The organism is Aurantimonas sp. E1-2-R+4 (genome assembly GCF_036549515.1).
GTDB lineage: Bacteria > Pseudomonadota > Alphaproteobacteria > Rhizobiales > Rhizobiaceae > Aurantimonas > Aurantimonas coralicida_A.
Genome location: NZ_JAZHLK010000014.1, coordinates 47,492 through 73,422 on the forward strand (window position 1 = coordinate 47,492; position 25,931 = coordinate 73,422).

Sequence of the window (25,931 nt, forward strand, 5' to 3'; positions counted from 1 at the left end):
CTGGCTGCCGTTATATCGTGCCCTGCGATAAGCGCCCATCGTCTAGCGGTTAGGACGGCGCCCTCTCACGGCGCAAACAGGGGTTCGATTCCCCTTGGGCGTACCATTTGCCTCCCCGTCAATTAGAAATTCTTTGATTGCGTGTCTCACCGGCGTGCGTTCGACGATGAGTAACGGGCGCTCACAAAAGTCCGACTGTCCTTGGACGATGCTGTCGCTAGCGAGGCGGTGTCGCAGACCGCCGCGGCGTGTTGCGCCCTGTGCGGCAATCACCTCGCTTTCCTCCCTGGGGCTACGGGCAGATGAGGGCAAGACAGCGTGCCCACGGCTCGCGATGGCGACGGGCGGAACCGAGATTTTTGGCTCCGCCGGATTTGCATCGCGGCGCGAAACGTCTAGCAGAGACGCGGCACCGACCGTTTGGAGATTCGCATATGAAGACCAGAGCCGCCGTTGCATTCGAAGCCAAAAAGCCGCTGGAAATCGTCGAACTGGATCTCGAAGGCCCGAAGGCCGGTGAAGTCCTTGTCGAGATCATGGCGACCGGCATCTGCCACACCGATGCCTACACGCTGGATGGGCTGGACAGCGAGGGCCTGTTTCCGTCCGTTCTCGGCCACGAGGGCGCGGGCGTGGTGCGCGAAGTCGGCGCCGGCGTGACCTATGTGAAGCCGGGCGACCACGTCATCCCGCTCTACACGCCGGAATGCCGCCAGTGTAAGTCCTGCCTGTCGGGCAAGACCAACCTTTGCACTGCGATCCGCGGGACCCAGGGCAAGGGCGTCATGCCCGACGGCACGACGCGCTTCAGCTACAAGGGCCAGCCGATCCATCATTATATGGGTTGCTCGACCTTCTCGAACTTCACCGTTCTGCCGGAAATCGCCGTCGCCAAGATCCGCGTGGACGCGCCGTTCAAGACAGCCTGCTATTGCGGCTGCGGCGTGACGACGGGCGTTGGCGCGGTGGTGAACACGGCCAAGGTTGAGCCGGGCGCCAACGTCGTCGTCTTCGGCCTCGGCGGCATCGGGCTCAACGTCATCCAGGGCGCCCGCCTCGTCGGTGCCGACAAGATCATCGGTGTCGACCTCAACAACGACAAGAAGGAATGGGGCGAACGCTTCGGCATGACCCATTTCGTCAATCCCAAGGAGATCGAGGGCGACGTCGTCCAGCATCTCGTCGAGCTCACCGACGGTGGCGCCGACTACACCTTCGACTGCACGGGCAATACGATGGTCATGCGCCAGGCGCTGGAAGCGTGTCATCGCGGCTGGGGCGTCTCGGTGGTGATCGGCGTCGCGGAAGCCGGCAAGGAAATCTCGACCCGGCCTTTCCAGCTGGTCACCGGCCGGGTCTGGAAGGGTTCGGCCTTCGGCGGCGCGCGGGGTCGCACCGACACGCCGAAGATCGTCGACTGGTACATGAATGGCAAGATCGAGATCGACCCGATGATTACCCACACGCTGACCCTCGAAGAGATCAACAAGGGCTTCGACCTGATGCACGAGGGCAAATCGATCCGCTCGGTCGTGGTGTTCTGAGCCATGGAAACGATTTCGACCAACAAGGCCCATGGCGGTGTCCAAGGCGTCTATCGTCATGCGTCCAAGGCGACCGGCACCGACATGACTTTCGCGGTCTTCGTGCCGGAGCACGCGGCCGGAGCGAAGCTGCCGGTGGTCTGGTATCTGTCCGGCCTCACCTGCACCCATGCCAATGTGATGGAAAAGGGTGAGTACCGCCGCGCCTGCGCGGAACTCGGCCTGATCTTCGTCGCGCCGGACACGAGCCCGCGCGGCGAGGGCGTGCCGGACGATCCGGACGCGGCCTACGACGCCGGCCTCGGAGCCGGCTTCTACGTCGATGCGACGCACGAGCCCTTCGCCAAGAACTATCGCATGTGGAGCTATGTGACGGAGGAACTGCCGGGTCTGATCGCCGCCGAATTTCCCGCCGATCCGGCGCGGCAGTCGATCATGGGCCACTCTATGGGCGGCCACGGCGCGCTGACTATCGGCCTCACTCATCCGGGTCGCTACAAGGCCGTCTCGGCTTTCGCGCCGATCGGGGCGCCGAGCCAAGTCGCGTGGGGGCACAAGGCGCTGGCGATGTATCTCGGCGACGATCGCGCGGTCTGGCGCAAGCACGATGCCGTCGCGCTGATCGAGGATGGCGCGCGGGTCGACGAACTGTTCGTCGATCAGGGCATGGCCGACAATTTCCTCACCGAGCAGCTCAGGCCGGAGCTGCTGGAAGCAGCCTGCGCCAAGGCCGGAATCGGGCTGACGCTGCGGCGGCAGCCCGGCTACGATCACAGCTACAATTTCATCTCGACCTTCATGGAAGACCATCTGCGCTGGCACGCCGCCAGGATGGGGTGAGGCAGTCCGGTGCCGGAAACGATCGCGATCGGTGATCCGGCGGATCCGCGCATCGAGGTGTTTCGCGACATTCGCGATCGGGATCTGACCGGCCGGGGCGGGTTCATCGCAGAGGGCACAGTCGTTCTCGATCAGCTTCTGGAGTCGCGGCAATTCCGGCCGACCGCGCTGCTTGTCCTGCGCAACCGCCTGGCCGGTCTGAGCGAGCTTTTGTCACGCCTGCCGCCGGGGGTACCGGTTTACGTCGCGGAGCGAGAGGTTCTTGACCAGATCGCCGGCTTCGCGATGCATCGCGGTGTCCTCGCCCATGGCAAGGAAGAAGGTGTCAGGCGAACGCCGACCGAGTTGGTCGCCTCCGCGGCGGCGCATAGCCGTCCGCTCGTGGTGGCGGTCGGTATCGCCAATCACGACAATATAGGTGCGATCTTTCGCAACTCCGCAGCCTTCGGCGCGGGCGCGGTCCTGCTCGATGCGACGTCCTGCGACCCGCTCTACCGCAAGGCGCTCAGGGTTTCGGTCGGGACCGTGTTGACGATGCCGTGGTCGCGGGTGGGCGCCGGCACGGACCTCACGAGTCTATGTCGTAACGCGGAGTATCGGACGATTGCGCTTTCGCCGGCCGGCGGGATCGCGCTTCGCGAGCTCGGTTCCGATGGTCCGATGGCGCTTTTCCTCGGAGCCGAGGGAAGGGGCCTATCGCCGGAGCTGATGCAGAGGATGGAAACGGTCCGCATCGAAATGGAGCCCGACGTCGATAGCCTCAACGTGGCCACCGCTGCCGCGATCGTGCTGTCCAACCTCTATACGAATCGAGGACGATAGAACGCCGAGCGGAGGCCGGCGCATTTGCCATCTATCCGGTCGCCCGGCCGCCGGCGGTTTCCTTGTCGCGGAGACGGCGGACCCGGTCGGCGAGGGTGACCTGTTTTGTTTCGGGGTCGCTGGAAGAAGATGGCGCTTTCTCGGCCTCTTCGAGAATCGTGTCGATCGGGGAACCGGTTCCCTCGGCCTTGGCGGTCAAATGAACGACCCGCGCCGCGATGTCACTGATACGCTGGCGCAGATCCGCCTCTTCGAGATGCTCCTCGCCGAGCGGATGCTCGGGTAGATCGAGCGCATCTCGGACGCTTTGGCCGATTGTCGGCTTGGACGGGGGGAGCGCTGCCTTGCGGGTTTCGGGTTCGTCGGTCACTGAGGGCTCTCGGCCGTCCATCGGCACGTCCGGGACGTCCTGCTCGATCATGTTCTCGTCAGGAAGCAGACCGGTTGGGCGCGGCCCGTGGGCAGAGACCTGTTCCTCTTGATCGGCCAGACGGGCCGTGAGCCGAACCACTTTCTCTTCCAGTTTGCGTGAGGCGACCTTTTCCCTTTGAAGATGACCCTCGAGCGTATTCAACTCGCCGCGTAGCCGCTCGATGGCACTCGCCTTCTCGCCTTCTCGCCGTTCGGCCGAACGCAAATCGTCGGATACGCGCTCCAGCTTGCTGTCGAGGGTAAGGGTGTCGATCTTCCTCTCTTCCGCGATCTGGGTGAGTTCGCGAAAGCGCGCTGCGAGATCGTCCATTTCGTCCGTGCTGCGTTCGAGATCCAATTGCGTCTCACGCAATTGACTTTCGAGGCGACCATACTCTTCCTCACGCGATGCCAGCGCTGCCGCAAGCTCCTTGAGGTCGCTCTCCTGCTGGGCCACGGTCTCGGCCAGACCGCGACTGTGCGCACGCAACTCCGCATTCTCGCGGGCCACACGTCCTGCGTCCGCTCGCTCCAGCGCGGCCTTGTCGCGCATCGCCAGCGCATCCATCTCCCGTTGCCGGGACTGTAGCGCGGCCTCGGCTCGAACATGATCGAAGCTGGCGCGAATTTCGTTCACGCTGGACGGGATCGTTGCCTCGAACTCGCGCCGGGCGAGCCGCTTGGCGCGACGCCAGATCACCGGCGCAACGAGAAGCGCGAGCAGCATCGCGGCGAAAAAGCCGAGGAGAAATGTCAGGCCGGTGGCGATCATGGGATCCTTCGCGTGGTACTGCCGAAAGAACCTATAACGCAGAAGTCGCCATTGGTGCCGCCTCCGGGGATTTTTTCGACGGAGTTTGCCGCGCCGGTATGCTCTTCAGGCAACGCCTTTAGAGCGCCGTGTGCCTTTCCGGACGCACAAAGGGCGCTCTAACACTTTGATTGAACATCGGAATGATCCAAGAACCGGATTCCACTTTTTGGTCCGATGTTCTGCGCATCGGTCAGAATGGGTTCCAGGTCGGCATCGGCGTTAGCTTCAGATAACCGAGATTGACTCCAAGCCGCGCGCCGACACCGGTCTTGACCGGCACCAGCACGATATTGTCGCGTGTCAGTACCGTCATGCCGAGTCCGCCGATCAGATAGGCGCTGCCGGACACTCCGCCGAAACGGCCGTACACCGCCTCGACCGAGGGCAGGTCGTAGACGAGCATCATCGTGCGCGCCCCGTCACCGCCGACGTCGAAGCCGAGCGAGGGGCCTTGCCAGAAAATGCGGTGCTGGCCGGCGTTCTTGGTGAAAAGCGTGCCCTCACCAAACCGCAGCCCGCCGAAGAAGGCGCCCGCCGCTTCCTCGCCGAGGATATAGCCGTTTGGCAGCCCGTAACTCTGGAACGCCCGCTCGACGACCTGGGCCAGGCTTCCCGACGTCGTGCCGAAGAATTGATGCCCGGTCTGGATGACCTCGTCCATGTTGTAGCCGGCCGGACTGGCTTGGGCCATGGCCGGGGCGGCCGCCACGAGGCCCGAGGCCAGCATCGCGGCTGTGGCGAAAATGAGATTGCGGACCGTCCGGATAATACCGTTCATGACCGGCTCCTTTCGAGAAAGCGGGTGTGCCGGCGACGTGCGCCAGGCCCGCATGGCGCCCATCGCGGGCGACTTCCCCGGCATTTGAACAAAACATGCTTTTCAATTGCCTAACGCCGAAGCGTCACGAACACATTTCTCTTCGCCGATTGGCCCACCGCCATCGGTTGACGGGAGTCTCGGTTGGAATCATGCTTCGTATCGAAATGGGACGGGTGATTCGCCGTGATCGCGTCCCCCTGTCTCGATCGAAACGGACCTTTTATGACGACCCTTCCAGAACTCTCCGCGGCTGATCTCGCCGCACTTCTGTCCAGCAAGCTTTGTCACGATATCATCTCGCCGGTCTTCGGGATCCAGAGCGGATTGGAATTGCTGGACGATATGCCCGGCGACCGGGAGTCGATGGAGCTGGTTCGGCACTCGCTCAAATCGGCGGTGGCCAAGCTGCAGTTCGCGCGCATCGCCTTCGGGTCTGCGGGTTCACCGACGGCGACCATCGATCTCAACGAGGCCAAGACGGCGGCGTTGGGGTATATGGACCATGAAAAGGCCAATCTCGTCTGGGAAGGCGAGGGCGGCTACGCAGTGAAGAACTTCGCCAAGATCGTCCTCAATCTCGTGGTTATGGCCAGCGCCTCGATCAGTCGCGGCGGCGAGGTTCGAGTGGAGATCGAAGCGATCGATCCGCCCCGAGCCAGTGTCCGCGCGACCGGAGAGCGGATTCGGATCCAGCCGCGCCTGCTCGCGCTGCTCAATGGCGATGCCGCCCAAGAGGCCGTGGATGCCCAGGCGATACAGCCCTACTACACGCTCTTTCTGGCCAAGGAGGCGGGGCTGGCGGTCGTCCATGAAATGAACGATGCCTCGGTGGTGTTTCGGGTATCCTAAAGCTGAACGATCAGCTTCATGCATTTTTATCCTTGTTTCTGAACGGAACCGCAAACCCGCTGGGCTACAACTACGCCACGGTCGACCCCGACACATCGTTCAGGGCGAACCAAGCGGAGTTGTCAGGCTATGCAAACCTGTCTCATTGTCGACGACGCGCCGGTCATTCGGAAGATTGCTTCCCGCATCCTTCTACAGTTCGGTCTCGCCGTCGAAAGCGTCCCCAACGCCCCGGAAGCGCGGGAATGGATCAAGCAGAATGGGCTGCCGGACATCGCCATCATCGCGGCGTGTCCCAGTGACAGCGCCGGCCCCGAACTGGTTGACGAGATGCGCCGAATGGCGAAGGGCACGAGCCTCGTCATCCTTGCCTCGATCGTCGATGCCAATCTGGGGTTGATGACCCGTCTCAAGCGTGCCGGGGCGACGGACTTTATCTACAAGCCGTTTGAACGCGAAGCGCTTCGGTCCTGGATAGAGCCCTATCTCGAGTCGTCAGCGGCGGCGTGATGCCGGCTTGCGCTCTAAAGCTGAAGTTCTAACGATAATGGCCCGCCGCGGGAGTTCGGGGCGGGCCTTCTGGCTTTGACTGGAATTCGTTGCGCTCAGGCCGCGCGTGCCTCTTCCGGCTCCCGCAGCACATAGCCGCGACCCCAGACCGTCTCGATGTAGTTCTTGCCTTCGGTGGCCGTGGAGAGCTTCTTGCGCAGCTTGCAGATGAAGACGTCGATGATCTTCAGCTCTGGCTCGTCCATGCCGCCATAGAGATGATTGAGGAACATCTCCTTGGTCAGGGTGGTGCCCTTGCGCAGCGAAAGAAGCTCCAGCATGGCATATTCCTTGCCGGTCAGATGCACGCGCTGGCCGCCGACCTCCACGGTCTTGGCATCGAGATTGACGGTGAGATCGCCGGTGTTGATCACCGACTGGGCATGTCCCTTCGACCGCCGGACGATCGCGTGGATCCGTGCGACCAGTTCGTCCTTGTGGAACGGCTTGGTCATATAGTCGTCAGCGCCGAAGCCGAGGCCGCGAACCTTATCCTCAATGCCGGCCATGCCGGACAGGATCAGGATCGGCGTCTTCACCTTGGACAGGCGCAGGGTGCGCAGCACTTCGTAGCCGGACATGTCGGGAAGATTGAGGTCGAGCAGGATCAGGTCGTAATCGTAGAGCTTCCCAAGGTCGACGCCTTCTTCACCCAGATCGGTGGTGTAAACATTGAAGCTTTCCGATTTCAGCATGAGCTCGATGCTCTGTGCCACGGCGCTGTCGTCTTCGATCAAAAGAACGCGCATCAGAAATTCCTCTCAGCCAGCCGCGCCGAACTTGGATATTCGGTAAGCTCTCGTTGTCTAAATTCGGCCAAAAAATGGCAGGCAATGGTTAACAAATACTCTTGATCCTTCATGGATCTGACCGCAACGCATCTGCGGGACGGCTCAAGGCACGATGCTTCCGTGGAACCCAAATTGTGCGTTCCCCGATCGGGGTTCGGCGAAATGGGTCAATCCGGTTTACCCGACCTTAAATCCTCACCCCTATGATTAACGGTGCGCGTAAACAGACAGTTAAGACGCATAGCCCCCGAGGCTTGCCCGAAACCCGTCAAGCGCGTTGTTCAAGAGTGTTCCGCCAGACGGAGCCTCCAGCTAGGGATTTGAGTATGAAGCGTGACAACCTGGTGCGACTGGCGCGTTTCAAACTCTCGGAAAAGCGTCGCCAACTCGAGCAGTTGGAGCTGATGATGGGTGAGTTCACCCGGATGGCGGCTGAACTCGACAATCAGATCGTCAACGAGGAAAAAAAGGCTGGAATCAATGACGTCCAGCACTTCGCCTATCCCACCTTCGCCAAGGCGGCCCGAGCCCGTCGCGACAATTTGACCAATTCGGTCAAGGATCTGAAGGTCCAGACGAACGCCGCCCGGCTGGCGCTGGAGGAGGCCGAGGCCGAACTGTTGCACGCCGAAAAGCTGGAACAGCGCGATGGGGGCCGCGAGGAGCTCGACGAACGGCGCGAGGCCTTCGGCTAGATCGTGAGGGTACAGGATCGATTCGATCCAATTTCAAGAAATTGATTGATCGTCGTCAATCCGCTCCGGATTCGGACGGCTCATCGGTTCCCGCTTTGGCGGTTTTCCGTCCCGTCATCGTATCGGAGAGGGCGTAGGTCGCATGAACGACCCGGCCGGAAAAGTTCGGCCCGCAAGCCTGCTTTTTTTCATCAGCTGTTTCTCATCCCCCGCGACCTGGCAGTCGAGACGCTCATCTGGAACGCAAGCCTGCTCAGACAGAACGGGTTACCTCCGGCCCAGGCAGGATTTGAAACGTAGCAAGACCGGTTGACGCTCTTGGGAGCCGTGCGGCGCTCGTTCCACCTAACCGGATGGGGCCGACGGCCGCCGCTGCTTTGAAATCAATTCATTCTTATGAATATATGACGGTACCGGCCATCGTTCTGGCCATCCTAAACCGTGGGAACAGAGCCAATGATCAGCCGTCGCGCATTCAATCGAGCCCTGCTCGCGGGGCTCGCCGTGCCGCTGGCACCTGCCATTGTGGGAAACGCATTGGCGTCGACCGACGCCGGAACGCTGACGACCGTCAGCGACGGCAATCTGGTCCTGCCACTTAACTTCGTTTTGCCCGATATCCCCCAGGCCGACCTCGCGGCTCTGGAGGAAGCAACCTTCATTCAGTCCGGTGAATTGTTGCCGCCCTGCAACCTGACCCTCGTCCGTCTGCCGGACCGTCTGGTCCTTTTCGACGCCGGGTCGGGCCCAAATTTCATGCCCTCGGCGGGCCGCCTGATCGAGAGCCTGGAGGCCGCGAAGATCGATCCCGGCGAGATCACCGATGTCGTGTTCACCCACGCCCATCCCGATCACATCTGGGGCGTCGTTGATGATTTCGACGAAGTGGTCTTCCCGCAAGCGTCGTTCCACATCTCTGGAGCGGAATGGGACTTCTGGCGTTCGGAGGAAACGCTGTCGACCGCGCCGGACGACCGCAAGGTTTTCGTCGTCGGGGCTCGCAGCCGCTTTGACGCGATCGAGGAGCGAACGGAGCGCTTCCTGGCCGGCACGGAGATCATCCCCGGAATCGAGGCGATGGCGACGCCCGGGCATACGCCGGGCCACACGGCCTTCGTGATCCACGCCCTCGATGAGCCGGCGATGGTCGTCGGTGATGCCATCTCCAACGACCCGGTCTCCTTCGCTCGCCCGGAGTGGCATTGGGGCGCGGATCAAGACCGGGAGGAGGGGGCGTTGACGCGCCGCATGCTGCTCGACCGGCTGGCGGCGGAGAAACTCAGGTTCGTCGGCTTTCACCTGCCCGACGGCGGGATCGGGCGTGTGGAGGTCGAGGGTGCAGCCTACCGCTTCGTTCCTGCAGGCTGATTCACTTCCCCGGACCCCGTTCGATGCGAAAGAAGGCGTAACGAACCGAACCTTCCAGGATATAGGCCAAGCCCAGCCGCGCTCCGATCGCGATCGAGATCAGCACGATCGGCGCCGAAATCGACAGAAGCGAGGCGGCCGAAATGCCCTGTCCGATCGTACAGCCGAGCGAAAACACGCCGCCCACTCCCATCAGTGCAGCCCCCGCCAAGTGACGCGACAGTTCGCGTGCGTCGTCGCAGGCTTCCCAGCGGACGTCGCGGCGTTGCACGGCGGCGGCCGCGGCGCCGACGACGACGCCGAGAACGAGGCCGACACCGTAATCGGGCAGGCTACCTGTGACGGCGATGATCTGTAGGATGAGGTCCCCCGGCGGCACCACGAAGGACGCGCTTTCGATCTGAACGGGATCAAAGGACCGGGCCGCGATCCATGAGGTCGCCGCCCAGCCGAATGCGACGACCGCGCCGATCCCCACGCCGGCGATGATCTTGCCGTGATCATGGCGAAACGCCGACGACCTGAAAATCCATGACCCCAGTAGCGTGACTACCAGGACAGCGACCGTGAACGACAGGTCACGGCCGGCGATCGCGCTGACGAACGAGCCGAGCGACTGGTCGGGCGATCCCAGCGCGGACAGATCGTAAGCTTGGGAGTCGACGAGGGCGACGCGGCCGATGGCGACAACGCCCCGCTGCGCCGCGAGGGCCGAGAGCCCCAGAATGACGACCACGATGAGGCCGCGCAGCGACCCTCCGCCAAGCCTTACCAGGGCGCCGAAGCCGCACGTGCCGACCAGCGCCATGCCGAAGCCAAAGGCGACGCCGCCCAAGATCGCGCCGGTCCAGCCGAAGGAGGGGGAAAGATAAAAGCTTTGCTGAGGTTCGAAGAGACCGGCAAGGCTGAGAGCCTGACTCAGCACGATGGCGACCATGATTGCCAACCCCCAGGCTCTTAAACCGTTGTCGTCGCCGGCATACCAGCGCCGTTCCAGCGCCGACATCGTGCAGAAATGATAGCGTCGCGCGACGTAGCCCATCGCCGTTCCGGCAATCAGGCCGGCCAGCGGCAGCGCGAGGCCGCTTTCCATGAGCATGTTGGTGCCTCCCAATGCGCATCTCGGTGCGCTTCCGCCTCGAAGGCTAGGCGTGGCATCGACCAGACGCAAGCGTCTGATCCGCAAACCTTATCCCCGAGCCGTCGGCTACAGCGACTTCCTGCGGACCGGGGCGCAGAACAGGTCGTACAGCGTTCCGATCAGCGACGTCACTTCCTCATTGGCGAGGCTGTAGTAAATCGTGCGGCCTTCGCGGCGGGTCACCACCAGCCGGTCGAGACGAAGCCTGGCCAGCTGCTGAGAGACAGCCGCCTGCGGCATCGACAAGATCGCTTCAATGTCACCGACAGAGCGTTCGCCTTCCGAGAGCAGGCACAGGATCATCAGCCGCGTTTCGTGCGACATCGCTTTCAGCAGGTCGCTCGCCTTTTTCGCCTGCTCGAAAAACGCGTCGGACTCCTCCACCGAAGTCGTTTGGTCGAATTTGGGTACGGCCCAAAGAGTCACGCTGCTCAATTTGGTTGCCCGTCCTGGCTCGTCAATCGGGTGCAGCCGTATCGGCTGCGGGCAGTTTCGACAGCATATCGTCTAACAGCCCCCAGAAGAACTCGTTTCCCGGATACCCTATCATGCGCTCGATCTCTACCCCCTTATCGAGCAGGATGAAAGTTGGCGTGAGCCGTTCCGGCCGAATTCCCTCCAGATCCACGGGCCAGTCCTCGGTAATATCGACGCGGCGCAACGGGGCACGCCGACCCTCGTCGGTCTTGGCATAGGCGGGAGCGATCTCTTCATTGAAGCGCTTGCACCAGACGCATCCGGGCTGTTCGAGCATCAGCAACTCGGCGGCTGACAACGCGGAGCGATGGGCGAGAAGGGATGCCACGGCAACCGCCATGACAACAACCAGCCGTAGAAGCTGCGAGAAGGGGCGGACATTTACAACGGATGAAAACATATGCATTCTTCTATGAATTAGATTCCATTATGGCGCAGACGATCGCTTTCGGAAGCCCAAACATAAGATCGTCCTCGGAAACCTCCAAATGCTCGATGTCGGATTCGGTGCGGCCCTTCTGGCGGGACTTCTATCCTTTATCTCACCATGCGTGCTGCCGATCGTTCCCCCATATCTGGCGTATCTGGCGGGGCTCAGCTTCGATCAGGTGCGTGAGCGCGGCTCCGAACCGGCTGTGGCTCGGCAGATCATGCTGGCCTCGACCGCCTTCGTCGCGGGCTTTACGACCGTCTTCGTCGTTCTCGGTGCGACCGCAAGCATCATCGGCCAGGCTGTTGCGCAGTGGTTCGATGTCTTGTCGATCATCGCCGGGGTGATCATCATCGTGATGGGGCTGCATTTCCTCGGCGTGTTGCGCCTGGGATTGTTGTATCGTGAAGCGCGGGTGCAAGTAGCCAGGAAACCGGCCGGGCCGGTCGGTGCCTATGTCATGGGGCTCGCCTTCGCATTCGGCTGGACGCCTTGCGTCGGACCGGTTCTGGCGGCAATCCTGTTTGTCGCTGGTTCGCAGGATACGGCTCTGCGGGGCGCGGGGCTGCTGGCGACATACTCGCTTGGGATCGGGGTGCCGTTTCTGATCGCGGCGGCTTTCGCCACGCGCTTTCTGGATTTCGTCGGGCGTTTCCGTCGCCACATGGCCACTGTCGAGAAAGTGATGGGCGGCCTGTTGGTGTTCACGGGGATACTGTTCGCGACCGGGCAAATGTCGACGATATCCTATTGGCTTTTGGAAACTTTTCCGGGATTCGCGACGATCGGTTGATCGACGGGTTCGCAAACAGAGGAGAACTGCATGCTCAGGCAATTGCTTATCGCCAGCGCCTTCATCGGCGTTCTCGCCGGCAGCGCCTACGCTGTGGAAATCGGCGACGACGGTCTGCACAAGCAGGACTGGTTCTCCCTCACCTTCAAGGATGTGGCGGAAGACATCCAGGCTGCCAAGGACGAGGACAAACGCCTCGTTCTGGTCTTCGAGCAGCGCGGCTGCATCTACTGCAAGAAGATGCACGAGGAGCTGCTGACCAACCCTGAGGTGCGGGATTACATCCAGGCCAATTTCAAGGTCGTCCAGTACAATCTGTTCGGTGACGAGGAAGTGACCGACATCGACGGCGAAACGCTGACGGAAAAGAGCGCGGGCCGGCGTTGGGCCGTCGTGTTCACGCCAACTATTCTCTTTATGCCGGAAGAAGTGCCAGAAGAGGGAACGGCAGGCGAGGCCGCGGTGGCAACGATGCCGGGCCTGTTCGGTAAGCAAACCTTTCTTCACATGTTCGAGTGGGTCAGGACCAAGGGCTACGACGGCGATGAGCACTTTCAGAAGTATCATGCCCGCAGGCTCGAAGAGAAAGGCCTCATCGATGCTCAGCCGGCCAATTAATTGCTGCAGCGCAGCAAGTCCGATTGAGCGACCGCAAAATATTCAAAAAAAACAATTCTTGCATTTTTCGCACTGGATCGCCTAAGCTGAGTTCCAGAATCGCAGCAGATCGGCCGCAAAAGGCCGGCAATCGGAGGAAGTCTTGTTCATGACGCGTTCTCTCGCGCTAAGCCTCGCCTTGATCGTAACGGCCACTCCGCTGGCCACCGCCGCCGAAACGGCGCCCACTGAGGTGGCCTTTACAGATATGGCGGTGCCGGAATCTTTGACCGATCAACCTGGCGACCCGGAAAAGGGACGCGAGATTTTCGCGGATCGCAAGTCGGGCAATTGCCTCGCCTGCCACGCGAACAAGGATCTTTCGGGCCAGCTTTTCCATGGAACCGTCGGGCCGGTGATGGACGGCGTGGCGACGCGCTGGGAGCCGGGGCAGCTACGGGCGATCGTCGCCAATGCAAAACAAGTGTTTGGTGAGCAGACCGTCATGCCGGGCTTCTATACGCTCGATGTGGGGGTGGACGTCGCCGAAGAGCATCAGGGCAAGACGATCCTGTCGGCGCAAGAGGTCGAGGACGTCGTAGCCTATCTGGGTACGCTGAACGGCGAATAGTGAAAGGTTGATAAAATGAATGTCACGAGACGACACATGTTCGCGCTGTCCGCCGGCGCTGCGGCGGCCGGCCTGGTTGCGTTTGCACCCGGGCGGGCGTTCGCAACTCCCGAGGAGACGGAAAAGGCTCTGTCGACCCTGACGGGTGGTACCGAGCCGCAGACCGGCAAGATTTCGCTGACCGCCCCCGAGATTGCCGAGAACGGCAACACGGTGCCGATCTCGGTCGAGGTCGAGAGCCCGATGACAGAGGGCGAGTACGTGGAATCCGTCACGATCTTCGCCGATGGAAATCCCAATCCGGAGGTGGCGACCTTCCTGTTCACGCCGATGAGTGGCTCGGCCGTGGCGACGACGCGCATTCGGCTCGCCAAGACGCAAAACGTCATTGCGGTGGCGAAGCTGAGCGATGGCTCGACCTACTCCGATCGCAAGGAAGTCAAGGTGACGATCGGTGGTTGCGGCGGCTGATCGCCGGATAAGACAAAATTCACCGAATCAGAAATCGATCGATGCGCGGCCGGGCCAAGACCTAGGGAGCCGCGGGCATCGGAGGAGACGAAAAGATGGCATCCAAGCCCAGAGTGAAGGTCCCGAAAAGCGCCGAGGCCGGCGAGGTCGTGACGATCAAGACGCTGATCAGTCACGATATGGAATCCGGTCAGCGCAAGGACAAAGAAGGCAACGTGATCCCGCGCCAGATCATCAACAAGTTTACCGCCGAGTTCAATGGAGCGAAGGTCTTCGAGACCAACCTTGAGCCCGCGGTTTCGGCGAACCCCTATTTCGAGTTCACCTCCAAGGTGCCGGAGAGCGGGACGTTCAAGTTCACCTGGGTCGACGACAATGGCGAGACCTACACGGACGAGCAGAAGATCGAGGTCAAATAAGGATCGGGCCGGCTTTCCGAAGCCGGTCGGCCATCCATCGATCACTGCAATCGGGAGGAAAATCGCGTGAAAAAAACTGCCATCGCCCTGATGGGTATTGTCTCTTTCGGTAGTCTCACAATGGTCTTTGGCGCTGCCGCCGAGCCGGTCGACGAGAAATTAAGTATCGACGGTAAGGAAATGACGATCGTTGCCCCGGCGCCGACGGAGCCCGAAGGCCATCCCTTCAAGGAAGTGAAATCCGGCTGGCTTTACCGTGAGGCGGAGACCCGCCAGGTTGAATCGGACAGTTTCGAAAATCCCGGCATGCTCAATGTCGAGCGGGGCGAGGAGATATGGAACACCGTCGAGGGAGCGGCAGGGAAGTCCTGCGCTTCTTGTCATGACGACGCGGCGGAGTCGATGAAGGGAGTCGGCGCGAATTACCCGAAGTGGAACGAGAAAGAGCAGAAGCCGTTCAACGTCGAACTGCAAATCAATGCCTGCCGGACCGAGCGGATGGAGGCAGAGCCCTATAAGTTCGACGTTCAGGATCAGAAGGACCTGACTGCCTTCGTCAAGCATCAGTCGCTCGGCGAGCCGACGAAGGTCGATCTCGCCGAGGGTGAGATGATGGACTGGTGGCAGAAGGGCAAGGATCGCTATTATCTGCGTACCGGCCAGTTGAACCTGTCCTGCGCATCCTGTCACGAAGATAATTCCGGCCAGTACATTCGGGCCGATCATCTCAGTCAGGGGCAGACCAACGGCTTTCCGACCTATCGCCTGAAACAGTCGAACCTGGTTTCGATCCAAAACCGGTTCCGCGGCTGTATCCGCGATACGCGCGCCGAATATCCGGCGGCCTTTTCCGATGAGCTGATGGCTTTGGAAGTCTATACCTCATGGCGCGGGAGCGGCTTGTCGGTCGAAACGCCCGCGGTGCGGCAGTAAAACAAGTCAGCGAGGGCGTCCGTAGGCGTCCTCGCGTCTTCTTTTCCAAAACGAGTTGACGAATCCGGATCGCCAGTGCTGTCCGGAACGAGGGCAAGCTATGTTTTCAAGACGCGAGTTTTTGACCGCGACGGTGGCCTTGGCGGCCCTGACCGGCTCAGGATTGTCCGGTCGCTGGTCCCGTGCGGCCGCGCAGCAGCTGATGAGCGAGGACGACCTGCTCGGGGCCCCCGATTTCGGCAATCTCACGATCCTTCATATCACCGACATTCATGCTCAGTTGAAGCCGGTCTTCTTTCGCGAGCCAGCCGTCAATATCGGCGTTGGCGAGGCCGTGGGGCAGCCGCCGCATGTCTCCGGCGCGGATTTCCTCAAGCTCTACAACATCGAACCCGGCACGCCCGATGCCTATGCGCTGACGTCAGAAGACTTCGCGGCGCTGGCCGGGCAATACGGCAAGATGGGCGGGCTCGATCGCACCGCGACGATCGTCAAGCGCGCCCGCGCCGAGCGCGGTGATGACAATGTCCTCCTGCTGGACGGCGGCGATACCTGGCAAGGCAGCTATACGGCGAACAAGACCTCCGGCGCAGACATGATCACCGCCATGAACGCGCTGAAGCCCGACGCAATGACTGGGCACTGGGAGTTCACCTACGGGACCGACCGGGTGAAAGACGCCATAGAGGGGTTGCCGTTCGCGTTCCTCGGCTCGAATATTTTCGACAATGAATGGGACGAGCCAGCCTTCGAGGCATGGAAGATGTTCGAGCGGGGCGGCTCGAAGATCGCCGTCATCGGGCAGGCCTTTCCCTATACGCCGATCGCCAATCCATCATGGCTGATCCCCGGCTGGTCCTTCGGCATCCGCGATGAGGAGATCGTCAAGCACGTCGCGGCGGCGAAGGCGGCCGGCGCCGATCTGGTCGTGCTGTTGTCGCATAACGGCTTCGACGTCGACCGCAAGCTGGCCTCACGCGTCGAGGGCATCGACATCATTTTGACGGGTCATACCCATGACGCGCTGCCGGAGCCCTTCATGGTCGGCAAGACCATGCTGATCGCCTCAGGCTCGAACGGCAAGTTCCTCAGCCGCTTGGATCTCGACATTTCGGACGGGCGGTTGAAGGACTTCCGCTATCGTCTGATCCCGGTCTTTTCCGATGTCATCACGCCGGACCTCGAGATGGCGTCGATCATTGATTCAGTACGAGAGCCCTACGAGGATGAATTGAAGCGCGTCGTTGGCAGGACCGAGAGCCTGCTTTACCGCCGCGGTAATTTCAACGGCACATGGGATGATCTGATCTGCGAGGCGCTGCTTGCCGAGCGGGACGCGGAGATCGCCCTGTCGCCGGGCTTCCGGTGGGGTACCTCCCTCCCGGCCGGAAGCGACATCACCATGGAAGACGTCCACAACGTCTGTGCCATGACCTATCCCGCCGTCTACCGGAACAAGATGACCGGCGAGACGCTGAAGGCCATCCTCGAGGATGTGGCGGACAACCTCTTCAACAGCGATCCCTATTACCAGCAGGGCGGCGACATGGTGCGCGTCGGCGGTATGGGATTTGGGATTGACCCGACCAAGGAGATCGGCTCGCGCATTTCCGACATGACGATCCTCAAGACCGAAACGTCGATCGAGGCGAGCCGGGAATATGTCGTCGCCGGATGGGCCTCGGTCAACGAAGGGACCGAGGGACCGGCGATCTGGGACGTCGTCGAAGGTTATCTGGCGAAGAATCCGACGGTGTCGCTCGAACAAAACCGCAGCGTTCAACTGAAAGGTTGAACTCGCTTCTCGACAGCCAAGGTCCGCGCTGATATATTCTGATTATTGAATATATCGATATTCGGAGGAAACTAATGATCGACGGCCCCGAAAAGGCGGGAGACGGGCCCTCCCGTCGAAGCTTTCTGAAGCGAAGCCTGGCGCTGGGAGGCGCCGCAGCGATTGCGGGTCTCGGAGGCCGGCAAGCCTCTGCCGCGGCGGGCGGCGATCCGGCGATTACCGAGGTTCAGGACTGGAACCGTTATCTCGGCGATGGCGTCGACGCGCGGCCTTACGGAATGCCGTCGCCGCATGAGTCGGAAGTCGTTCGGCGCGACGTGTCTTGGCTGACGGCGGATTCGACGAGTTCGGTCAATTTCACGCCGCTGCATGAACTCGACGGTATCATTACGCCGAATGGCCTGTGCTTCGAGCGCCATCACGCGGGTATCGCCGAGATTGCGCCGAATGAGCATCGGTTGATGATCAACGGGCTGGTTGATCGCCCGCTGGTCTTCACGATGGAAGATCTGAAGCGCTTTCCGCGTGAGAACAGGATCTACTTCCTCGAATGTGCCGCCAATACCGGCATGGAATGGCGTGGCTCGCAGCTGAATGGCTGTCAGTTTACCCACGGCATGGTGCATTGCGTCATGTATACGGGGACGCCGCTCCGCTATCTCCTGGAGGAAGCCGGGGTAAAGAGCGCCGGTTCCTGGCTTCTCGCCGAAGGCGCCGATGCTTCGGCGATGACCCGTTCGATCCCGATGGAGAAGGCGCTCGACGATTGCCTCGTCGCCTGGAAGATGAACGGCGAGGCGCTGCGTCCCGAGCAGGGCTATCCAGTTCGTCTCGTCGTGCCGGGGTGGGAAGGCAACATGTGGGTCAAGTGGCTGCGCCGCCTCGAGGTCGGAGATGCCCCTTGGCAGCAGCGTGAGGAGACCTCGAAATATACCGATCTTCTGGCCAATGGCGAAGCGCGACGCTTTACCTGGGCAATGGACGTGAAGTCCGTCATTACCAATCCCAGCCCGCAGGCGCCCATCACACATGGCCGGGGACGTACCGTCGTGACCGGCCTGGCCTGGTCGGGCAATGGCCGCATCAAGCGCGTCGACGTTTCGCTTGATGGTGGCCGGAATTGGATCGAAGCGCGGATCGACGGGCCGAGCCTGTCGATGGCCGTGCACCGGTTCTATCTCGATTTCGACTGGGACGGATCGGAACTCTTCCTGCAATCGCGCGCGATCGACGAGAAGGGCTTCGTTCAGCCGACCAAGGACGAACTGCGCGCGGCGCGCGGTGAAAACTCAATCTATCACAATAATGGTATCCAGACCTGGTGGCTGCAAACCGACGGAGCGCTCGAAAATGTCGAAGTTTCCTAAGCTCCTGCTCGCGACTGGCGCCATCGTCGGTATCTTGGCGTCATCGGCTCTGGCGGCGGGCGATGCCGACGCCGGCAAGAAGGTCTTCAACAAGTGCCGCGCTTGTCATGCGGTCGGAGAGGGCGCCGCCAACAAGATCGGCCCGCAGCTGAACGAGCTTTTCGGGCGGGCCGCGGGCGGTCTTGCCGATTACAAATATTCTCCCGCCTTGACGACGGCCGGAGAAGGCGGCGTCGTTTGGGGCGAAGCGACCCTGTCGGAATTTCTCGCGGACCCGAAAGGCTTTGCGAGCGGTACCAAAATGGGTTTCGCGGGCCTCAAGAAGGAAGACGACCGCGACGATGTCATCGCCTATCTGGCGACATTCTCGAGCGAGACTGCGGCGGCTACGGATGCCGAGAAGCCCGGTGATGGCGAAGCTGTCGCCGAGGCGGAGGTGGCCACGCCTGAGCCGGCCCAGCCGGAGACGAAGTCGGCCGAGAACGAGGCGGGCGGGACTGCGGTGGCGGCTTCTGTCGCGGCCGAGCCGTCCGGCGGACCGCTCAGCCTCGGCCGACCGGCAACCGAAGAGGAGGTCGCGGCTTGGGATATCGATGTCAGGCCCGATGGAAAAGGGCTGCCTGTCGGTCGTGGGACGGTTGCCGAGGGCGAGCCGATCTTCACCGAGAATTGTGCGTCCTGCCACGGCGATTTCGGCGAGGGACGCGGTCGCTGGCCGGTGCTCGCCGGCGGGTTCGATACCTTGACCCGCCAGCGTCCGGAAAAGACGGTCGGCTCCTATTGGCCCTATCTGTCCACCGTCTACGACTACGTTTACCGGGCGATGCCATTCGGTAACGCGCGGTCGCTGAGCGACGACGACGTCTACGCGCTGACCGCCTATATCCTCTACCTCAACGACATCGTGACGGATGAGGAGTTCGAGCTGTCGAACGAGAACTTCACCACCATCGAAATGCCGAATGTGGATGGGTTCATCCCGGATACTCGCGAGGCGGAAGCGCACTATCAGACGAGCGATCCCTGCATCACCGACTGCAAGCCGGAACCGGCAAAAGTGACGATGCGGGCGCAGGTTCTCGATGTCACGCCCGACTCGGCCGACGGCGAGGGCGAGGGGCCAGCCGGGGGCAACGTCGACTGATCGCCAGGGCTCGAGCGGCAAGCATGGATATCTCGCGGTGTGGCAATAGATGGTGCTGACATCGTCATCGCGAGATATCGTCGGCTGAAGACGATCAGCCGGAGGACTCTGCCATGCACCGTCGCCGTCCCTTGCATTCCGCCGCACTCAGGTCCGCCGTGAAGATGATCGCGGTGGGCATCTGGCTTACACTGATGCCGATGCTGGCGGGCGGCTGGGCAACGTCCGCCAAGGCTCAGGGAGCGGAAGACGATTCCAGCTTTGTCACGCAAAGACTGGCCCTTCAGGTGTCCGTTGACGACGAGGCCGTGATGCGTTCGGCCCTCGACATCGCCGCTAATGTGTCCCGCTTTTATTCGGATCAAGCGGAAGAGGTCGATATTCGCATCGTCGTTTTCGGGCCTGGCATGACAATGCTGCGCCCGGAAATGTCCCCAGTCATGGATCGCCTGAAGGCGTTCGATCAGAGCATGCCCAACGTCAGTTTCGCGGCCTGCGGCAACACGTTGGACTCGCTGGAGCGGGCGGAAGGCGCTCGGCCGGAGATTGTCGAATACGCGGATGTCGTGGAGGCAGGGGTCGCCGAACTCATGCGCCTCGACCAGGCGGGCTATACGATCGTCAAGCCGTAACCGTTACGGTGCACGGCGCAATCCGACCTCGGCGACGTGGGGAAACGGAAACCGGCCCAGCATTGCCGGGCCGATCGCGTCATGGAAATTTGACGTGGGCGGAATCAATAGCCGCGCGCCGATTGCGACCGAAGAAGCATCAACCGGCTCTCGGTCTGAAGATCGCGGTAAGTCGCCTCCGAGCCCGGGATGCGGACGCGGTTGCCAAACGCATGCCGCGAAACCGGCGCGCCGAACCGGGTGGACGAGCGGACGCGACTGGAAATGAACGCCGGCCCGTGTGTCACGCCCAGGACAGTTTCATAGCGGGTGTTCTCTTCCGCTTTGCGGTAGGTATCTTCCGAGCCGGGGATGATACCGCCGCCGGCCAAGACGGTGGATGCCGGGAGCATCAGACTCGCGGTGATCAGTCCCATAAGAACGGTCTTCATATTCGCCTCCTCTATTCAAGTCGGAAAGCGGTTGCTTTCAGAAGTGAATTCGCTGAGGGAAGACGCCTGGTTACGGCCAAGACTGTCACCTTGTCTTGAGCGTAACTTGTTCGATTCTATTTTAGGGAGGCTGGCGGGCGGTCTATTCGGGCCGAGTTCCGGTCGCCCGCTAGACGGTGGGGCAGGCTCGGTTCACCACCGCAAAACACGGTGGCCCGCGAATGCGCCGGCGGCGGTGAGGATCAGCGCAGCAAACGAATACCAGACCGCTACGAACAACGGCGAGTCGTTGGGGCACTGGGCAGTATAGAAGAAGGCGGCTACCGACGCCGCGGCGAGACCCGCCATCGCGCCGGCCAGCGCCGGCCGTGTCGGCGCCTGTCGGCGCAGCGCCCAGAGGAACATGATCAGTAGCGGCGCACCCAGCGAAACGATCGCGATCACGCACATCACATAGTTCGTGCCGATCAAGCTGTCCGCCCAGAGATTCGGCGGCACGACATATAATTCCGCCGCCACGGCGAGCATGAGAAGACCGCCCGGCAGAACCAGCCAGTCGAGCGGCCGCCTTTTCGAGGCGCCCGGACGCGCCAGGGCGCGCATGGCCAGAAAGGCCGTGACCGCCAGGGCGCCGCTGATGACGACCTTCACGATGAAGCGGGCGGTTTCGATGGCATAGGCGATGTCCGGCCGCAATCCGGTCGCGGCGAAGAACAAGACCCCGGTCGTGCCGGCTGCCAAGACCGCGAGGAACAACCATGATGGGCCTTGGCCGCGCGCTTTGCGATCACGGTCGGAGGCAAGCGTTTCGATGAGGAATTGCGTGTCCATATTCAGGCCTGACCAAATTTCGCGGCGATCGATGCCAGACCGCGATGGAACGCAACCCGAACCGCTCCCTCCGTCACGCCCAGCCGGTTCGCGGTTTCGCCGACCGAACGTCCTTCGAGCGACAGCGCGGCGACGACCTCTCTCTGGCGCCCTGCGAGCAGCCGCAATGCCTTGGTGACATCGAGCCTGTTGGCGCTCGGAACGGTCGTCGGATCCTCAAGCTTGTCGGTAAAGTCCGCGATGTCGAGGTTCACTCTGCGGCCGTGTCGTCGGTAGGCGTCGATCGCCTTGTAACGGGCGATCGCGAATAACCACGGAGCCACCGGTTCGCCCTCTCGCCAAGTATGGCGTTTGATATGAACGGCCATCAAGATTTCCTGCACGAGGTCCTCCGGATCGAAGCCACTGGCACTTGCGGGCGCCTTCCGTCTGGCGAATCCACGCAGGATTTTCGCGGCCTCCTCAAGAAACTGACGATACGCATTCTCGTCCCCCGCGTTCGCGGAAGTCAAAAGCGTGTCCAGTCGTCCGAAATCGGCTGGCGGGACTGGCATCGTGTTGGTCCTTCGCGTGGTGCCGTGATGATGTTTCGCAGCATCGCAAAATTTTCGTCCGCTCGCTCTCAAGCCTGTTCACATCATGGTGACAGCGAAGCGATTCCCAGCCGGCGCGCGCACCTCACGTTTTCGGAGGATATTCATCGGCCGATTGTGTTAGCGAGACTCATGTCCCTGCGGCCAGCCCAATACGGTCCGATGAGAGTCATGCGGCACGAGCGCCACGGCTTTACCGCGCTTGGGCTGTTGCTGTTGATCGTCCAATTGCTCTTGGGCGGGATGGCGCAGGGCGCGATGGCAGCGCAAGGCGCTGGGCCCGGCGCTGTCATCTGTACGGGGCAGGGGACAGCCGGGCATTCATCGAGCGGCGCTGGTCGCATGGGCGACTGCCCGTGCCTGGCTGCGGCCTGCTGCCATGCCGGGATCGCCGGCGACGCCCGGATCCCGCTCGCGGCGCATCCCGTTTCCCGCGACGCCGCCTCCGTCGATCTGCCGAGCTCCCCCGTCGCGATGGATCGCAGGCCGCTGGCACTGTTTGCGCGCGCCGGACAAAGTCCTCCCACCCTCTCCTGAAGCGGATCCGCACTTTGTCGCGCGTTGAATCGCGCCCACCTGCTTTCTGGAGATTATCATGACCATTCTCATCATTCGCGTTTTCGCGACGGCACTTGTCGCCTGCATTCCGTTGTCCAATGCCCATGCCGATGTCACGCTTGTCGAAGCGACACCCACGTTGTCGACGGCATCCGAGGCGGTGGGTGATCTTGTTGTCAGCGGGGGCTTTGCCCGCGCCATGCTGCCGGGCGCCAAGGTCGGTGGCGGCTATCTGACGATCGCCAATCAGGGATCGACGGCCGATCGGCTGGTGTCGATGTCATCGGCGGCAGCGGGACGGGTCGAGCTGCATGAAATGGCGATGGAAGGCGAGGTGATGCGGATGCGCGCCCTCAAGGAAGGCCTCGCTATCGCGGCGGGAGAGACGATCTCGCTGATGCCGGGCGGACACCATCTGATGTTCATGGACATCGTCGAGCCGTTCAGGGAAGGCGCCAGCGTTGCGGTGACCCTCACCTTCGAGCACGCCGGCTCGGTGGAGGCCGTGTTGGCGGTTCTCAGCCCCGGGGCAACGCAAGCCGAACAGAAGTAGCGGTTCGCTGCGTTTCGGACTTCAATCGTAAGATCGATCTCGCTGGGGGGAAGGTGCCGACTTCCCGGCGAGGCTCCGCCGACTTCGACGCTGCGACAAACGAAAAAGCCGCCTGGATTTCTCCCGGCGGCTCCGCGTCTCTTGCGAGACTGTGCGGCCCTCGCTTCCCGACTCGCCAGTACATCCGTGGTCGGACGGGAAGCTAAAGGCCTTAGGCGCATCGACCTGAGTGTCAGGGACGCGTTGCACCATCCTTAGATGGGTAGCCCGTGTAGCTTGCGCAAGGCTGACCGTTCGCCAGGGCACCGATATCCCGACCTGCGACCGGCGGCTCGATAATTTTTGTATGGTCGGTTGACCAAATGCCTTGTGGCGGCGCACCACAGCAAACGAGCAAGCCTGCGCTGTGCCGAGAGCCGGCGCCGAAAAATCATCGTTCAACCGGAGTGATGCCCCATGACCGTCCAGCCGAACTCGATCGAGGCGCGCGACATCGCGTTCCACCTGCACAGCTACACCAATGCCCGCAAGCACGAGACCAACGGCCCGGTGGTGATCGAGAAGGGCGAGGGGGTGTTCGTCACAGACACCGACGGCAACCGCTATATCGAGGCGATGGCGGGGCTGTGGAGCGTCGCCGTCGGCTTCGGCGAAAAGCGCCTGGTCGACGCCGCGGCGAAGCAAATGAGCAAGCTGCCCTACTACCACACCTTCACGCACAAATCGCATACGCCGGCGATCGAACTCGCTGAGAAACTGGTCGCCATGGCGCCAGTGCCGATGTCGAAGGCCTATTTCACCAATTCCGGCTCCGAAGCCAACGACACCATGATGAAGCTGGTGCGCTATCGCTCTAACGCGCTCGGTCAGCCGCAGAAAAAGAAGTTCATCAGCCGGATGCGCGGCTATCACGGCGTCACGCTGGCCTCGGCCAGCCTGACCGGGCTTGTCAACAACCACCGCGATTTCGACCTGCCGATCGAGGGCGTGCTACACACGACCTGTCCGCATTTCTGGCGCGAGGGCCGCGACGGCGAGAGCGAGGAGGATTTCGCCACGCGCTGCGCCGAGGAGCTCGAAGCGATGATCCAGGCGGAGGGGCCGGAGACGTGTGCTGCCTTCATCGGCGAGCCGGTGATGGGCGCGGGCGGCGTCGTGGTGCCGCCGGCGACCTATTGGGAGAAGATCCAGGCCGTGCTCAAGCGGCACGACATTCTGCTGGTCGCCGACGAGGTGATCTGCGGGTTCGGGCGCACGGGGCAGATGTTCGGATCGCAGACCTATGGGATCGAGCCGGACATCATGACGCTGTCGAAGGCGCTGTCCTCGTCCTATCTGCCGATCTCCGCGCTGCTGATCAACGAAAAGGTCTATGGGCCGATCGCCGACCGGTCGGCCGAGATCGGCACGCTCGGTACCGGCTATACGGCGTCCGGTCACCCGGTGGCGGCGGCGGTGGCGCTGGAGAACCTCAAGATCATCGAAGAGCGCGATCTTGTCGGCAACGCCCGCGAGATGGGCGTTCACCTTCAGGCGGGCCTCAAGTCGCTCGAAGATCATCCGCTGGTCGGGGAGGCTCGCGGCGTCGGGCTGATCGGCGCGATCGAGCTGGTCTCGGACAAAAAGGCGAAGGCCGCCATGCAGCCGCCCGGCGCGATGGCGGCGCAAGCCTTCGCCATCCTGCAGAAGAACGGCGTCATCTCGCGCGCCATCGGCGATGCTTTGGCCTTCTGCCCGCCGCTGATCATCGAGGCCGGGCACATCGACACGATCGTCGAGACGACGCGGCGCAGTCTGGACGAATTGCAGGCGAGTCTTTGAAGCGGCGGTAGCACGGAGAGGATGCCGACGTTCTCCACGCGTCGTCATCCTTCCTCTCACGCGTCGTCCCGGCCTTGCGCCGGGACCCATTCCAGGCCGTGCGAGCCACATTTGCGCGGTCTGCTCGCGATTATCCCTCGATATACTCATGCAGGATCGAGTTGATCAACGTCTGGTAGGGCATGCCCTTTTCGGCTGCCTTGGTCTTCAGTCGGGCCAGATCGCGTTCGGGAATGGCGATGGAAATGCGCCGTCGCTTGCCGTCGAGCGTGGCCCGCGCAATCTCGGCCCAAAGCGCCCGTTGTGTTTCGATATCGCCAACCGACACCCACTCGCCATTTTCGCTCGCCTCGTAGTCCTCGCGCTCGTCGTCGCTGATGATCGGCTTCGGCTCGGGTCGCTTCATGATTTTTTCCCCATAAAGGTACGGGTTGCCTTGCGGCTCGGAAACATCGTTTTCAGAAAGATGCCGCCGTCCTGCTCCACGAAGGGCACTACCCATATATAGTCATCGATAAGAACCAGCAGTTGCTGTTGATGCGCATAGCGCGTGCGGCTTGGATGGGCGCGTCTTTCGACAAGCGCCCCTTCGCTGAGCGCCACCAAGACACGCTCGAACCCGAAGCCGTAGCGGGTCTTGAGCGCCGCATTCTTTCCCGGATTCCACTCGATCGTCATATCGCTAATATGCTTGGAATATATATTCTCTTGCAAGACGCCGCAGAAAGATTCCTCCCCCGTTCCTCCTCCCTCATGATGGTCCCAGCGCCAACTCCTCGTGAGCCAGGCGACGGGACGGTCGAGAGGATTT

The 25,931-nt window shown here is 61.9% G+C and carries 31 protein-coding genes and 1 tRNA gene; 21 read left to right on the plus strand and 11 right to left on the minus strand.

The window, feature by feature from the left end; translation table 11 throughout:
- The first annotated feature begins 31 nt into the window (after window positions 1-31).
- The 4 genes from VQ045_RS08750 (at window position 32) to VQ045_RS08765 (ending at window position 3,206) form a co-directional block, all read left to right on the plus strand.
- Window positions 32-106: transfer RNA gene (locus VQ045_RS08750), tRNA-Glu, on the plus strand.
- Between the two features lie 328 nt (window positions 107-434).
- Window positions 435-1,544, plus strand: a complete 1,110-nt coding sequence (locus VQ045_RS08755) for an S-(hydroxymethyl)glutathione dehydrogenase/class III alcohol dehydrogenase (protein WP_331829844.1) — start codon at window positions 435-437, stop codon at window positions 1,542-1,544.
- Between the two features lie 3 nt (window positions 1,545-1,547).
- On the plus strand, window positions 1,548-2,384 hold the full coding sequence (gene fghA / locus VQ045_RS08760; protein ID WP_331829845.1) for an S-formylglutathione hydrolase: 837 nt from the start codon (window positions 1,548-1,550) through the stop codon (window positions 2,382-2,384).
- Between the two features lie 9 nt (window positions 2,385-2,393).
- Window positions 2,394-3,206 (plus strand): TrmH family RNA methyltransferase, encoded by an 813-nt coding sequence (locus VQ045_RS08765; protein WP_327623509.1) that lies wholly within the window; start codon window positions 2,394-2,396, stop codon window positions 3,204-3,206.
- A 31-nt stretch (window positions 3,207-3,237) separates the two neighbouring features.
- Here VQ045_RS08765 and VQ045_RS08770 read toward each other — a convergent pair whose 3' ends face one another.
- Window positions 3,238-4,389 carry a hypothetical protein gene (locus VQ045_RS08770; RefSeq protein ID WP_327623510.1) on the minus strand — a complete coding sequence of 384 codons (1,152 nt, stop codon included), beginning with the start codon at window positions 4,387-4,389 and terminating at the stop codon, window positions 3,238-3,240.
- 232 nt (window positions 4,390-4,621) lie between these two features.
- Window positions 4,622-5,209, minus strand: coding sequence for a DUF1134 domain-containing protein (locus VQ045_RS08775; protein ID WP_327645911.1), 588 nt, complete (start codon window positions 5,207-5,209; stop codon window positions 4,622-4,624).
- A 264-nt stretch (window positions 5,210-5,473) separates the two neighbouring features.
- Between VQ045_RS08775 and chpT the strand changes: the two genes are divergently transcribed.
- Both chpT and VQ045_RS08785 read left to right on the plus strand, forming a co-directional pair.
- A complete protein-coding gene (chpT, locus tag VQ045_RS08780) occupies window positions 5,474-6,100 on the plus strand; it encodes a histidine phosphotransferase ChpT (protein ID WP_327623512.1) in 627 nt (208 codons plus the stop codon).
- A gap of 129 nt (window positions 6,101-6,229) precedes the next feature.
- A complete protein-coding gene (locus tag VQ045_RS08785; protein WP_327623513.1) occupies window positions 6,230-6,610 on the plus strand; it encodes a response regulator in 381 nt (126 codons plus the stop codon).
- Between the two features lie 95 nt (window positions 6,611-6,705).
- Here VQ045_RS08785 and ctrA read toward each other — a convergent pair whose 3' ends face one another.
- On the minus strand, window positions 6,706-7,398 hold the full coding sequence (gene ctrA, locus VQ045_RS08790; protein WP_327623514.1) for a response regulator transcription factor CtrA: 693 nt from the start codon (window positions 7,396-7,398) through the stop codon (window positions 6,706-6,708).
- A gap of 368 nt (window positions 7,399-7,766) precedes the next feature.
- Between ctrA and VQ045_RS08795 the strand changes: the two genes are divergently transcribed.
- Together VQ045_RS08795 and VQ045_RS08800 are read left to right on the plus strand one after the other, a co-directional pair.
- Window positions 7,767-8,135 carry a flagellar export protein FliJ gene (locus VQ045_RS08795; RefSeq protein ID WP_331829846.1) on the plus strand — a complete coding sequence of 123 codons (369 nt, stop codon included), beginning with the start codon at window positions 7,767-7,769 and terminating at the stop codon, window positions 8,133-8,135.
- Window positions 8,136-8,591: 456 nt separating this feature from the next.
- Window positions 8,592-9,503 carry an MBL fold metallo-hydrolase gene (locus VQ045_RS08800; RefSeq protein ID WP_331829847.1) on the plus strand — a complete coding sequence of 304 codons (912 nt, stop codon included), beginning with the start codon at window positions 8,592-8,594 and terminating at the stop codon, window positions 9,501-9,503.
- 1 nt (window position 9,504) lies between these two features.
- Here the strand turns inward: VQ045_RS08800 and VQ045_RS08805 are convergent, their stop codons facing one another.
- From VQ045_RS08805 to VQ045_RS08815, 3 genes are all read right to left on the minus strand, one after another.
- On the minus strand, window positions 9,505-10,602 hold the full coding sequence (locus VQ045_RS08805) for a YeeE/YedE family protein (protein ID WP_331829848.1): 1,098 nt from the start codon (window positions 10,600-10,602) through the stop codon (window positions 9,505-9,507).
- 108 nt (window positions 10,603-10,710) lie between these two features.
- Window positions 10,711-11,070, minus strand: a complete 360-nt coding sequence (locus tag VQ045_RS08810; protein ID WP_442879843.1) for an ArsR/SmtB family transcription factor — start codon at window positions 11,068-11,070, stop codon at window positions 10,711-10,713.
- A 31-nt stretch (window positions 11,071-11,101) separates the two neighbouring features.
- A complete protein-coding gene (locus VQ045_RS08815; protein ID WP_331829849.1) occupies window positions 11,102-11,521 on the minus strand; it encodes a transcriptional regulator in 420 nt (139 codons plus the stop codon).
- Window positions 11,522-11,609: 88 nt separating this feature from the next.
- Between VQ045_RS08815 and VQ045_RS08820 the strand changes: the two genes are divergently transcribed.
- The 10 genes from VQ045_RS08820 (at window position 11,610) to VQ045_RS08865 (ending at window position 20,333) form a co-directional block, all read left to right on the plus strand.
- Window positions 11,610-12,344 (plus strand): cytochrome c biogenesis CcdA family protein, encoded by a 735-nt coding sequence (locus VQ045_RS08820; protein ID WP_327623519.1) that lies wholly within the window; start codon window positions 11,610-11,612, stop codon window positions 12,342-12,344.
- Window positions 12,345-12,374: 30 nt separating this feature from the next.
- Window positions 12,375-12,962 carry a thioredoxin family protein gene (locus VQ045_RS08825; protein WP_327623520.1) on the plus strand — a complete coding sequence of 196 codons (588 nt, stop codon included), beginning with the start codon at window positions 12,375-12,377 and terminating at the stop codon, window positions 12,960-12,962.
- A gap of 148 nt (window positions 12,963-13,110) precedes the next feature.
- Window positions 13,111-13,572, plus strand: a complete 462-nt coding sequence (gene soxX / locus VQ045_RS08830) for a sulfur oxidation c-type cytochrome SoxX (RefSeq protein WP_327623521.1) — start codon at window positions 13,111-13,113, stop codon at window positions 13,570-13,572.
- Window positions 13,573-13,587: 15 nt separating this feature from the next.
- Window positions 13,588-14,043, plus strand: coding sequence for a thiosulfate oxidation carrier protein SoxY (soxY, locus tag VQ045_RS08835; protein ID WP_327623522.1), 456 nt, complete (start codon window positions 13,588-13,590; stop codon window positions 14,041-14,043).
- Between the two features lie 95 nt (window positions 14,044-14,138).
- Window positions 14,139-14,462 (plus strand): thiosulfate oxidation carrier complex protein SoxZ, encoded by a 324-nt coding sequence (gene soxZ / locus VQ045_RS08840; protein ID WP_327623523.1) that lies wholly within the window; start codon window positions 14,139-14,141, stop codon window positions 14,460-14,462.
- A gap of 90 nt (window positions 14,463-14,552) precedes the next feature.
- Window positions 14,553-15,395, plus strand: a complete 843-nt coding sequence (gene soxA / locus VQ045_RS08845) for a sulfur oxidation c-type cytochrome SoxA (protein WP_327645950.1) — start codon at window positions 14,553-14,555, stop codon at window positions 15,393-15,395.
- 100 nt (window positions 15,396-15,495) lie between these two features.
- On the plus strand, window positions 15,496-17,190 hold the full coding sequence (gene soxB, locus VQ045_RS08850; protein ID WP_331829850.1) for a thiosulfohydrolase SoxB: 1,695 nt from the start codon (window positions 15,496-15,498) through the stop codon (window positions 17,188-17,190).
- Between the two features lie 74 nt (window positions 17,191-17,264).
- Window positions 17,265-18,557, plus strand: coding sequence for a sulfite dehydrogenase (gene soxC, locus VQ045_RS08855; RefSeq protein ID WP_331829851.1), 1,293 nt, complete (start codon window positions 17,265-17,267; stop codon window positions 18,555-18,557).
- Window positions 18,541-19,701: a c-type cytochrome gene (locus VQ045_RS08860; RefSeq protein ID WP_331829852.1), complete on the plus strand. Its 1,161-nt coding sequence runs from the start codon at window positions 18,541-18,543 to the stop codon at window positions 19,699-19,701. Before soxC ends, VQ045_RS08860 begins: the two co-directional genes overlap by 17 nt.
- Before the next feature lie 113 nt (window positions 19,702-19,814).
- The gene (locus VQ045_RS08865; RefSeq protein ID WP_331829853.1) at window positions 19,815-20,333 is read left to right on the plus strand and encodes a DsrE family protein; all 519 of its coding nucleotides are present in this window, start codon (window positions 19,815-19,817) and stop codon (window positions 20,331-20,333) included.
- Between the two features lie 104 nt (window positions 20,334-20,437).
- Here the strand turns inward: VQ045_RS08865 and VQ045_RS08870 are convergent, their stop codons facing one another.
- The 3 genes from VQ045_RS08870 to VQ045_RS08880 form a co-directional block, all read right to left on the minus strand.
- Window positions 20,438-20,764 carry a hypothetical protein gene (locus VQ045_RS08870; protein ID WP_331829854.1) on the minus strand — a complete coding sequence of 109 codons (327 nt, stop codon included), beginning with the start codon at window positions 20,762-20,764 and terminating at the stop codon, window positions 20,438-20,440.
- 192 nt (window positions 20,765-20,956) lie between these two features.
- A complete protein-coding gene (locus VQ045_RS08875) occupies window positions 20,957-21,595 on the minus strand; it encodes an NrsF family protein (protein WP_331829855.1) in 639 nt (212 codons plus the stop codon).
- 2 nt (window positions 21,596-21,597) lie between these two features.
- The gene (locus VQ045_RS08880; RefSeq protein ID WP_331829856.1) at window positions 21,598-22,149 is read right to left on the minus strand and encodes a sigma-70 family RNA polymerase sigma factor; all 552 of its coding nucleotides are present in this window, start codon (window positions 22,147-22,149) and stop codon (window positions 21,598-21,600) included.
- 201 nt (window positions 22,150-22,350) lie between these two features.
- Between VQ045_RS08880 and VQ045_RS08885 the strand changes: the two genes are divergently transcribed.
- The 3 genes from VQ045_RS08885 (at window position 22,351) to VQ045_RS08895 (ending at window position 25,120) form a co-directional block, all read left to right on the plus strand.
- Window positions 22,351-22,725, plus strand: coding sequence for a hypothetical protein (locus VQ045_RS08885; RefSeq protein ID WP_331829857.1), 375 nt, complete (start codon window positions 22,351-22,353; stop codon window positions 22,723-22,725).
- A 58-nt stretch (window positions 22,726-22,783) separates the two neighbouring features.
- A complete protein-coding gene (locus VQ045_RS08890) occupies window positions 22,784-23,299 on the plus strand; it encodes a copper chaperone PCu(A)C (RefSeq protein ID WP_442879841.1) in 516 nt (171 codons plus the stop codon).
- Between the two features lie 456 nt (window positions 23,300-23,755).
- Window positions 23,756-25,120, plus strand: coding sequence for an aspartate aminotransferase family protein (locus VQ045_RS08895; RefSeq protein WP_331829858.1), 1,365 nt, complete (start codon window positions 23,756-23,758; stop codon window positions 25,118-25,120).
- 130 nt (window positions 25,121-25,250) lie between these two features.
- On the opposite strand, the gene VQ045_RS08900 is transcribed toward VQ045_RS08895, so the two are convergent.
- The gene (locus VQ045_RS08900) at window positions 25,251-25,526 is read right to left on the minus strand and encodes a CopG family antitoxin (RefSeq protein ID WP_331829859.1); all 276 of its coding nucleotides are present in this window, start codon (window positions 25,524-25,526) and stop codon (window positions 25,251-25,253) included.
- The gene (locus VQ045_RS08905; protein ID WP_331829860.1) at window positions 25,523-25,798 is read right to left on the minus strand and encodes a toxin; all 276 of its coding nucleotides are present in this window, start codon (window positions 25,796-25,798) and stop codon (window positions 25,523-25,525) included. Before VQ045_RS08905 ends, VQ045_RS08900 begins: the two co-directional genes overlap by 4 nt.
- Window positions 25,799-25,931: the final 133 nt, after the last annotated feature.

Excerpts from the sequence above, each read along its gene's own strand:
- chpT (WP_327623512.1), top strand. The coding sequence starts at position 5,474 with ATGACGACCCTTCCAGAACTCTCCGCGGCTGATCTCGCCGCACTTCTG.
- VQ045_RS08895 (WP_331829858.1), top strand. The coding sequence starts at position 23,756 with ATGACCGTCCAGCCGAACTCGATCGAGGCGCGCGACATCGCGTTCCAC.
- VQ045_RS08820 (WP_327623519.1), top strand. The coding sequence starts at position 11,610 with ATGCTCGATGTCGGATTCGGTGCGGCCCTTCTGGCGGGACTTCTATCC.
- VQ045_RS08815 (WP_331829849.1), bottom strand. The coding sequence starts at position 11,521 with ATGTTTTCATCCGTTGTAAATGTCCGCCCCTTCTCGCAGCTTCTACGG.
- VQ045_RS08755 (WP_331829844.1), top strand. The coding sequence starts at position 435 with ATGAAGACCAGAGCCGCCGTTGCATTCGAAGCCAAAAAGCCGCTGGAA.
- VQ045_RS08870 (WP_331829854.1), bottom strand. The coding sequence starts at position 20,764 with ATGAAGACCGTTCTTATGGGACTGATCACCGCGAGTCTGATGCTCCCG.
- VQ045_RS08890 (WP_442879841.1), top strand. The coding sequence starts at position 22,784 with ATGACCATTCTCATCATTCGCGTTTTCGCGACGGCACTTGTCGCCTGC.
- VQ045_RS08885 (WP_331829857.1), top strand. The coding sequence starts at position 22,351 with ATGAGAGTCATGCGGCACGAGCGCCACGGCTTTACCGCGCTTGGGCTG.
- VQ045_RS08770 (WP_327623510.1), bottom strand. The coding sequence starts at position 4,389 with ATGATCGCCACCGGCCTGACATTTCTCCTCGGCTTTTTCGCCGCGATG.
- soxA (WP_327645950.1), top strand. The coding sequence starts at position 14,553 with ATGGGTATTGTCTCTTTCGGTAGTCTCACAATGGTCTTTGGCGCTGCC.
- VQ045_RS08785 (WP_327623513.1), top strand. The coding sequence starts at position 6,230 with ATGCAAACCTGTCTCATTGTCGACGACGCGCCGGTCATTCGGAAGATT.
- VQ045_RS08905 (WP_331829860.1), bottom strand. The coding sequence starts at position 25,798 with ATGACGATCGAGTGGAATCCGGGAAAGAATGCGGCGCTCAAGACCCGC.
- VQ045_RS08825 (WP_327623520.1), top strand. The coding sequence starts at position 12,375 with ATGCTCAGGCAATTGCTTATCGCCAGCGCCTTCATCGGCGTTCTCGCC.
- VQ045_RS08900 (WP_331829859.1), bottom strand. The coding sequence starts at position 25,526 with ATGAAGCGACCCGAGCCGAAGCCGATCATCAGCGACGACGAGCGCGAG.
- VQ045_RS08805 (WP_331829848.1), bottom strand. The coding sequence starts at position 10,602 with ATGCTCATGGAAAGCGGCCTCGCGCTGCCGCTGGCCGGCCTGATTGCC.
- soxC (WP_331829851.1), top strand. The coding sequence starts at position 17,265 with ATGATCGACGGCCCCGAAAAGGCGGGAGACGGGCCCTCCCGTCGAAGC.
- soxB (WP_331829850.1), top strand. The coding sequence starts at position 15,496 with ATGTTTTCAAGACGCGAGTTTTTGACCGCGACGGTGGCCTTGGCGGCC.
- ctrA (WP_327623514.1), bottom strand. The coding sequence starts at position 7,398 with ATGCGCGTTCTTTTGATCGAAGACGACAGCGCCGTGGCACAGAGCATC.
- VQ045_RS08860 (WP_331829852.1), top strand. The coding sequence starts at position 18,541 with ATGTCGAAGTTTCCTAAGCTCCTGCTCGCGACTGGCGCCATCGTCGGT.
- VQ045_RS08795 (WP_331829846.1), top strand. The coding sequence starts at position 7,767 with ATGAAGCGTGACAACCTGGTGCGACTGGCGCGTTTCAAACTCTCGGAA.
- soxZ (WP_327623523.1), top strand. The coding sequence starts at position 14,139 with ATGGCATCCAAGCCCAGAGTGAAGGTCCCGAAAAGCGCCGAGGCCGGC.
- VQ045_RS08865 (WP_331829853.1), top strand. The coding sequence starts at position 19,815 with ATGCACCGTCGCCGTCCCTTGCATTCCGCCGCACTCAGGTCCGCCGTG.
- soxY (WP_327623522.1), top strand. The coding sequence starts at position 13,588 with ATGAATGTCACGAGACGACACATGTTCGCGCTGTCCGCCGGCGCTGCG.
- soxX (WP_327623521.1), top strand. The coding sequence starts at position 13,111 with ATGACGCGTTCTCTCGCGCTAAGCCTCGCCTTGATCGTAACGGCCACT.
- VQ045_RS08800 (WP_331829847.1), top strand. The coding sequence starts at position 8,592 with ATGATCAGCCGTCGCGCATTCAATCGAGCCCTGCTCGCGGGGCTCGCC.
- VQ045_RS08875 (WP_331829855.1), bottom strand. The coding sequence starts at position 21,595 with ATGGACACGCAATTCCTCATCGAAACGCTTGCCTCCGACCGTGATCGC.
- VQ045_RS08775 (WP_327645911.1), bottom strand. The coding sequence starts at position 5,209 with ATGAACGGTATTATCCGGACGGTCCGCAATCTCATTTTCGCCACAGCC.
- VQ045_RS08880 (WP_331829856.1), bottom strand. The coding sequence starts at position 22,149 with ATGCCAGTCCCGCCAGCCGATTTCGGACGACTGGACACGCTTTTGACT.
- fghA (WP_331829845.1), top strand. The coding sequence starts at position 1,548 with ATGGAAACGATTTCGACCAACAAGGCCCATGGCGGTGTCCAAGGCGTC.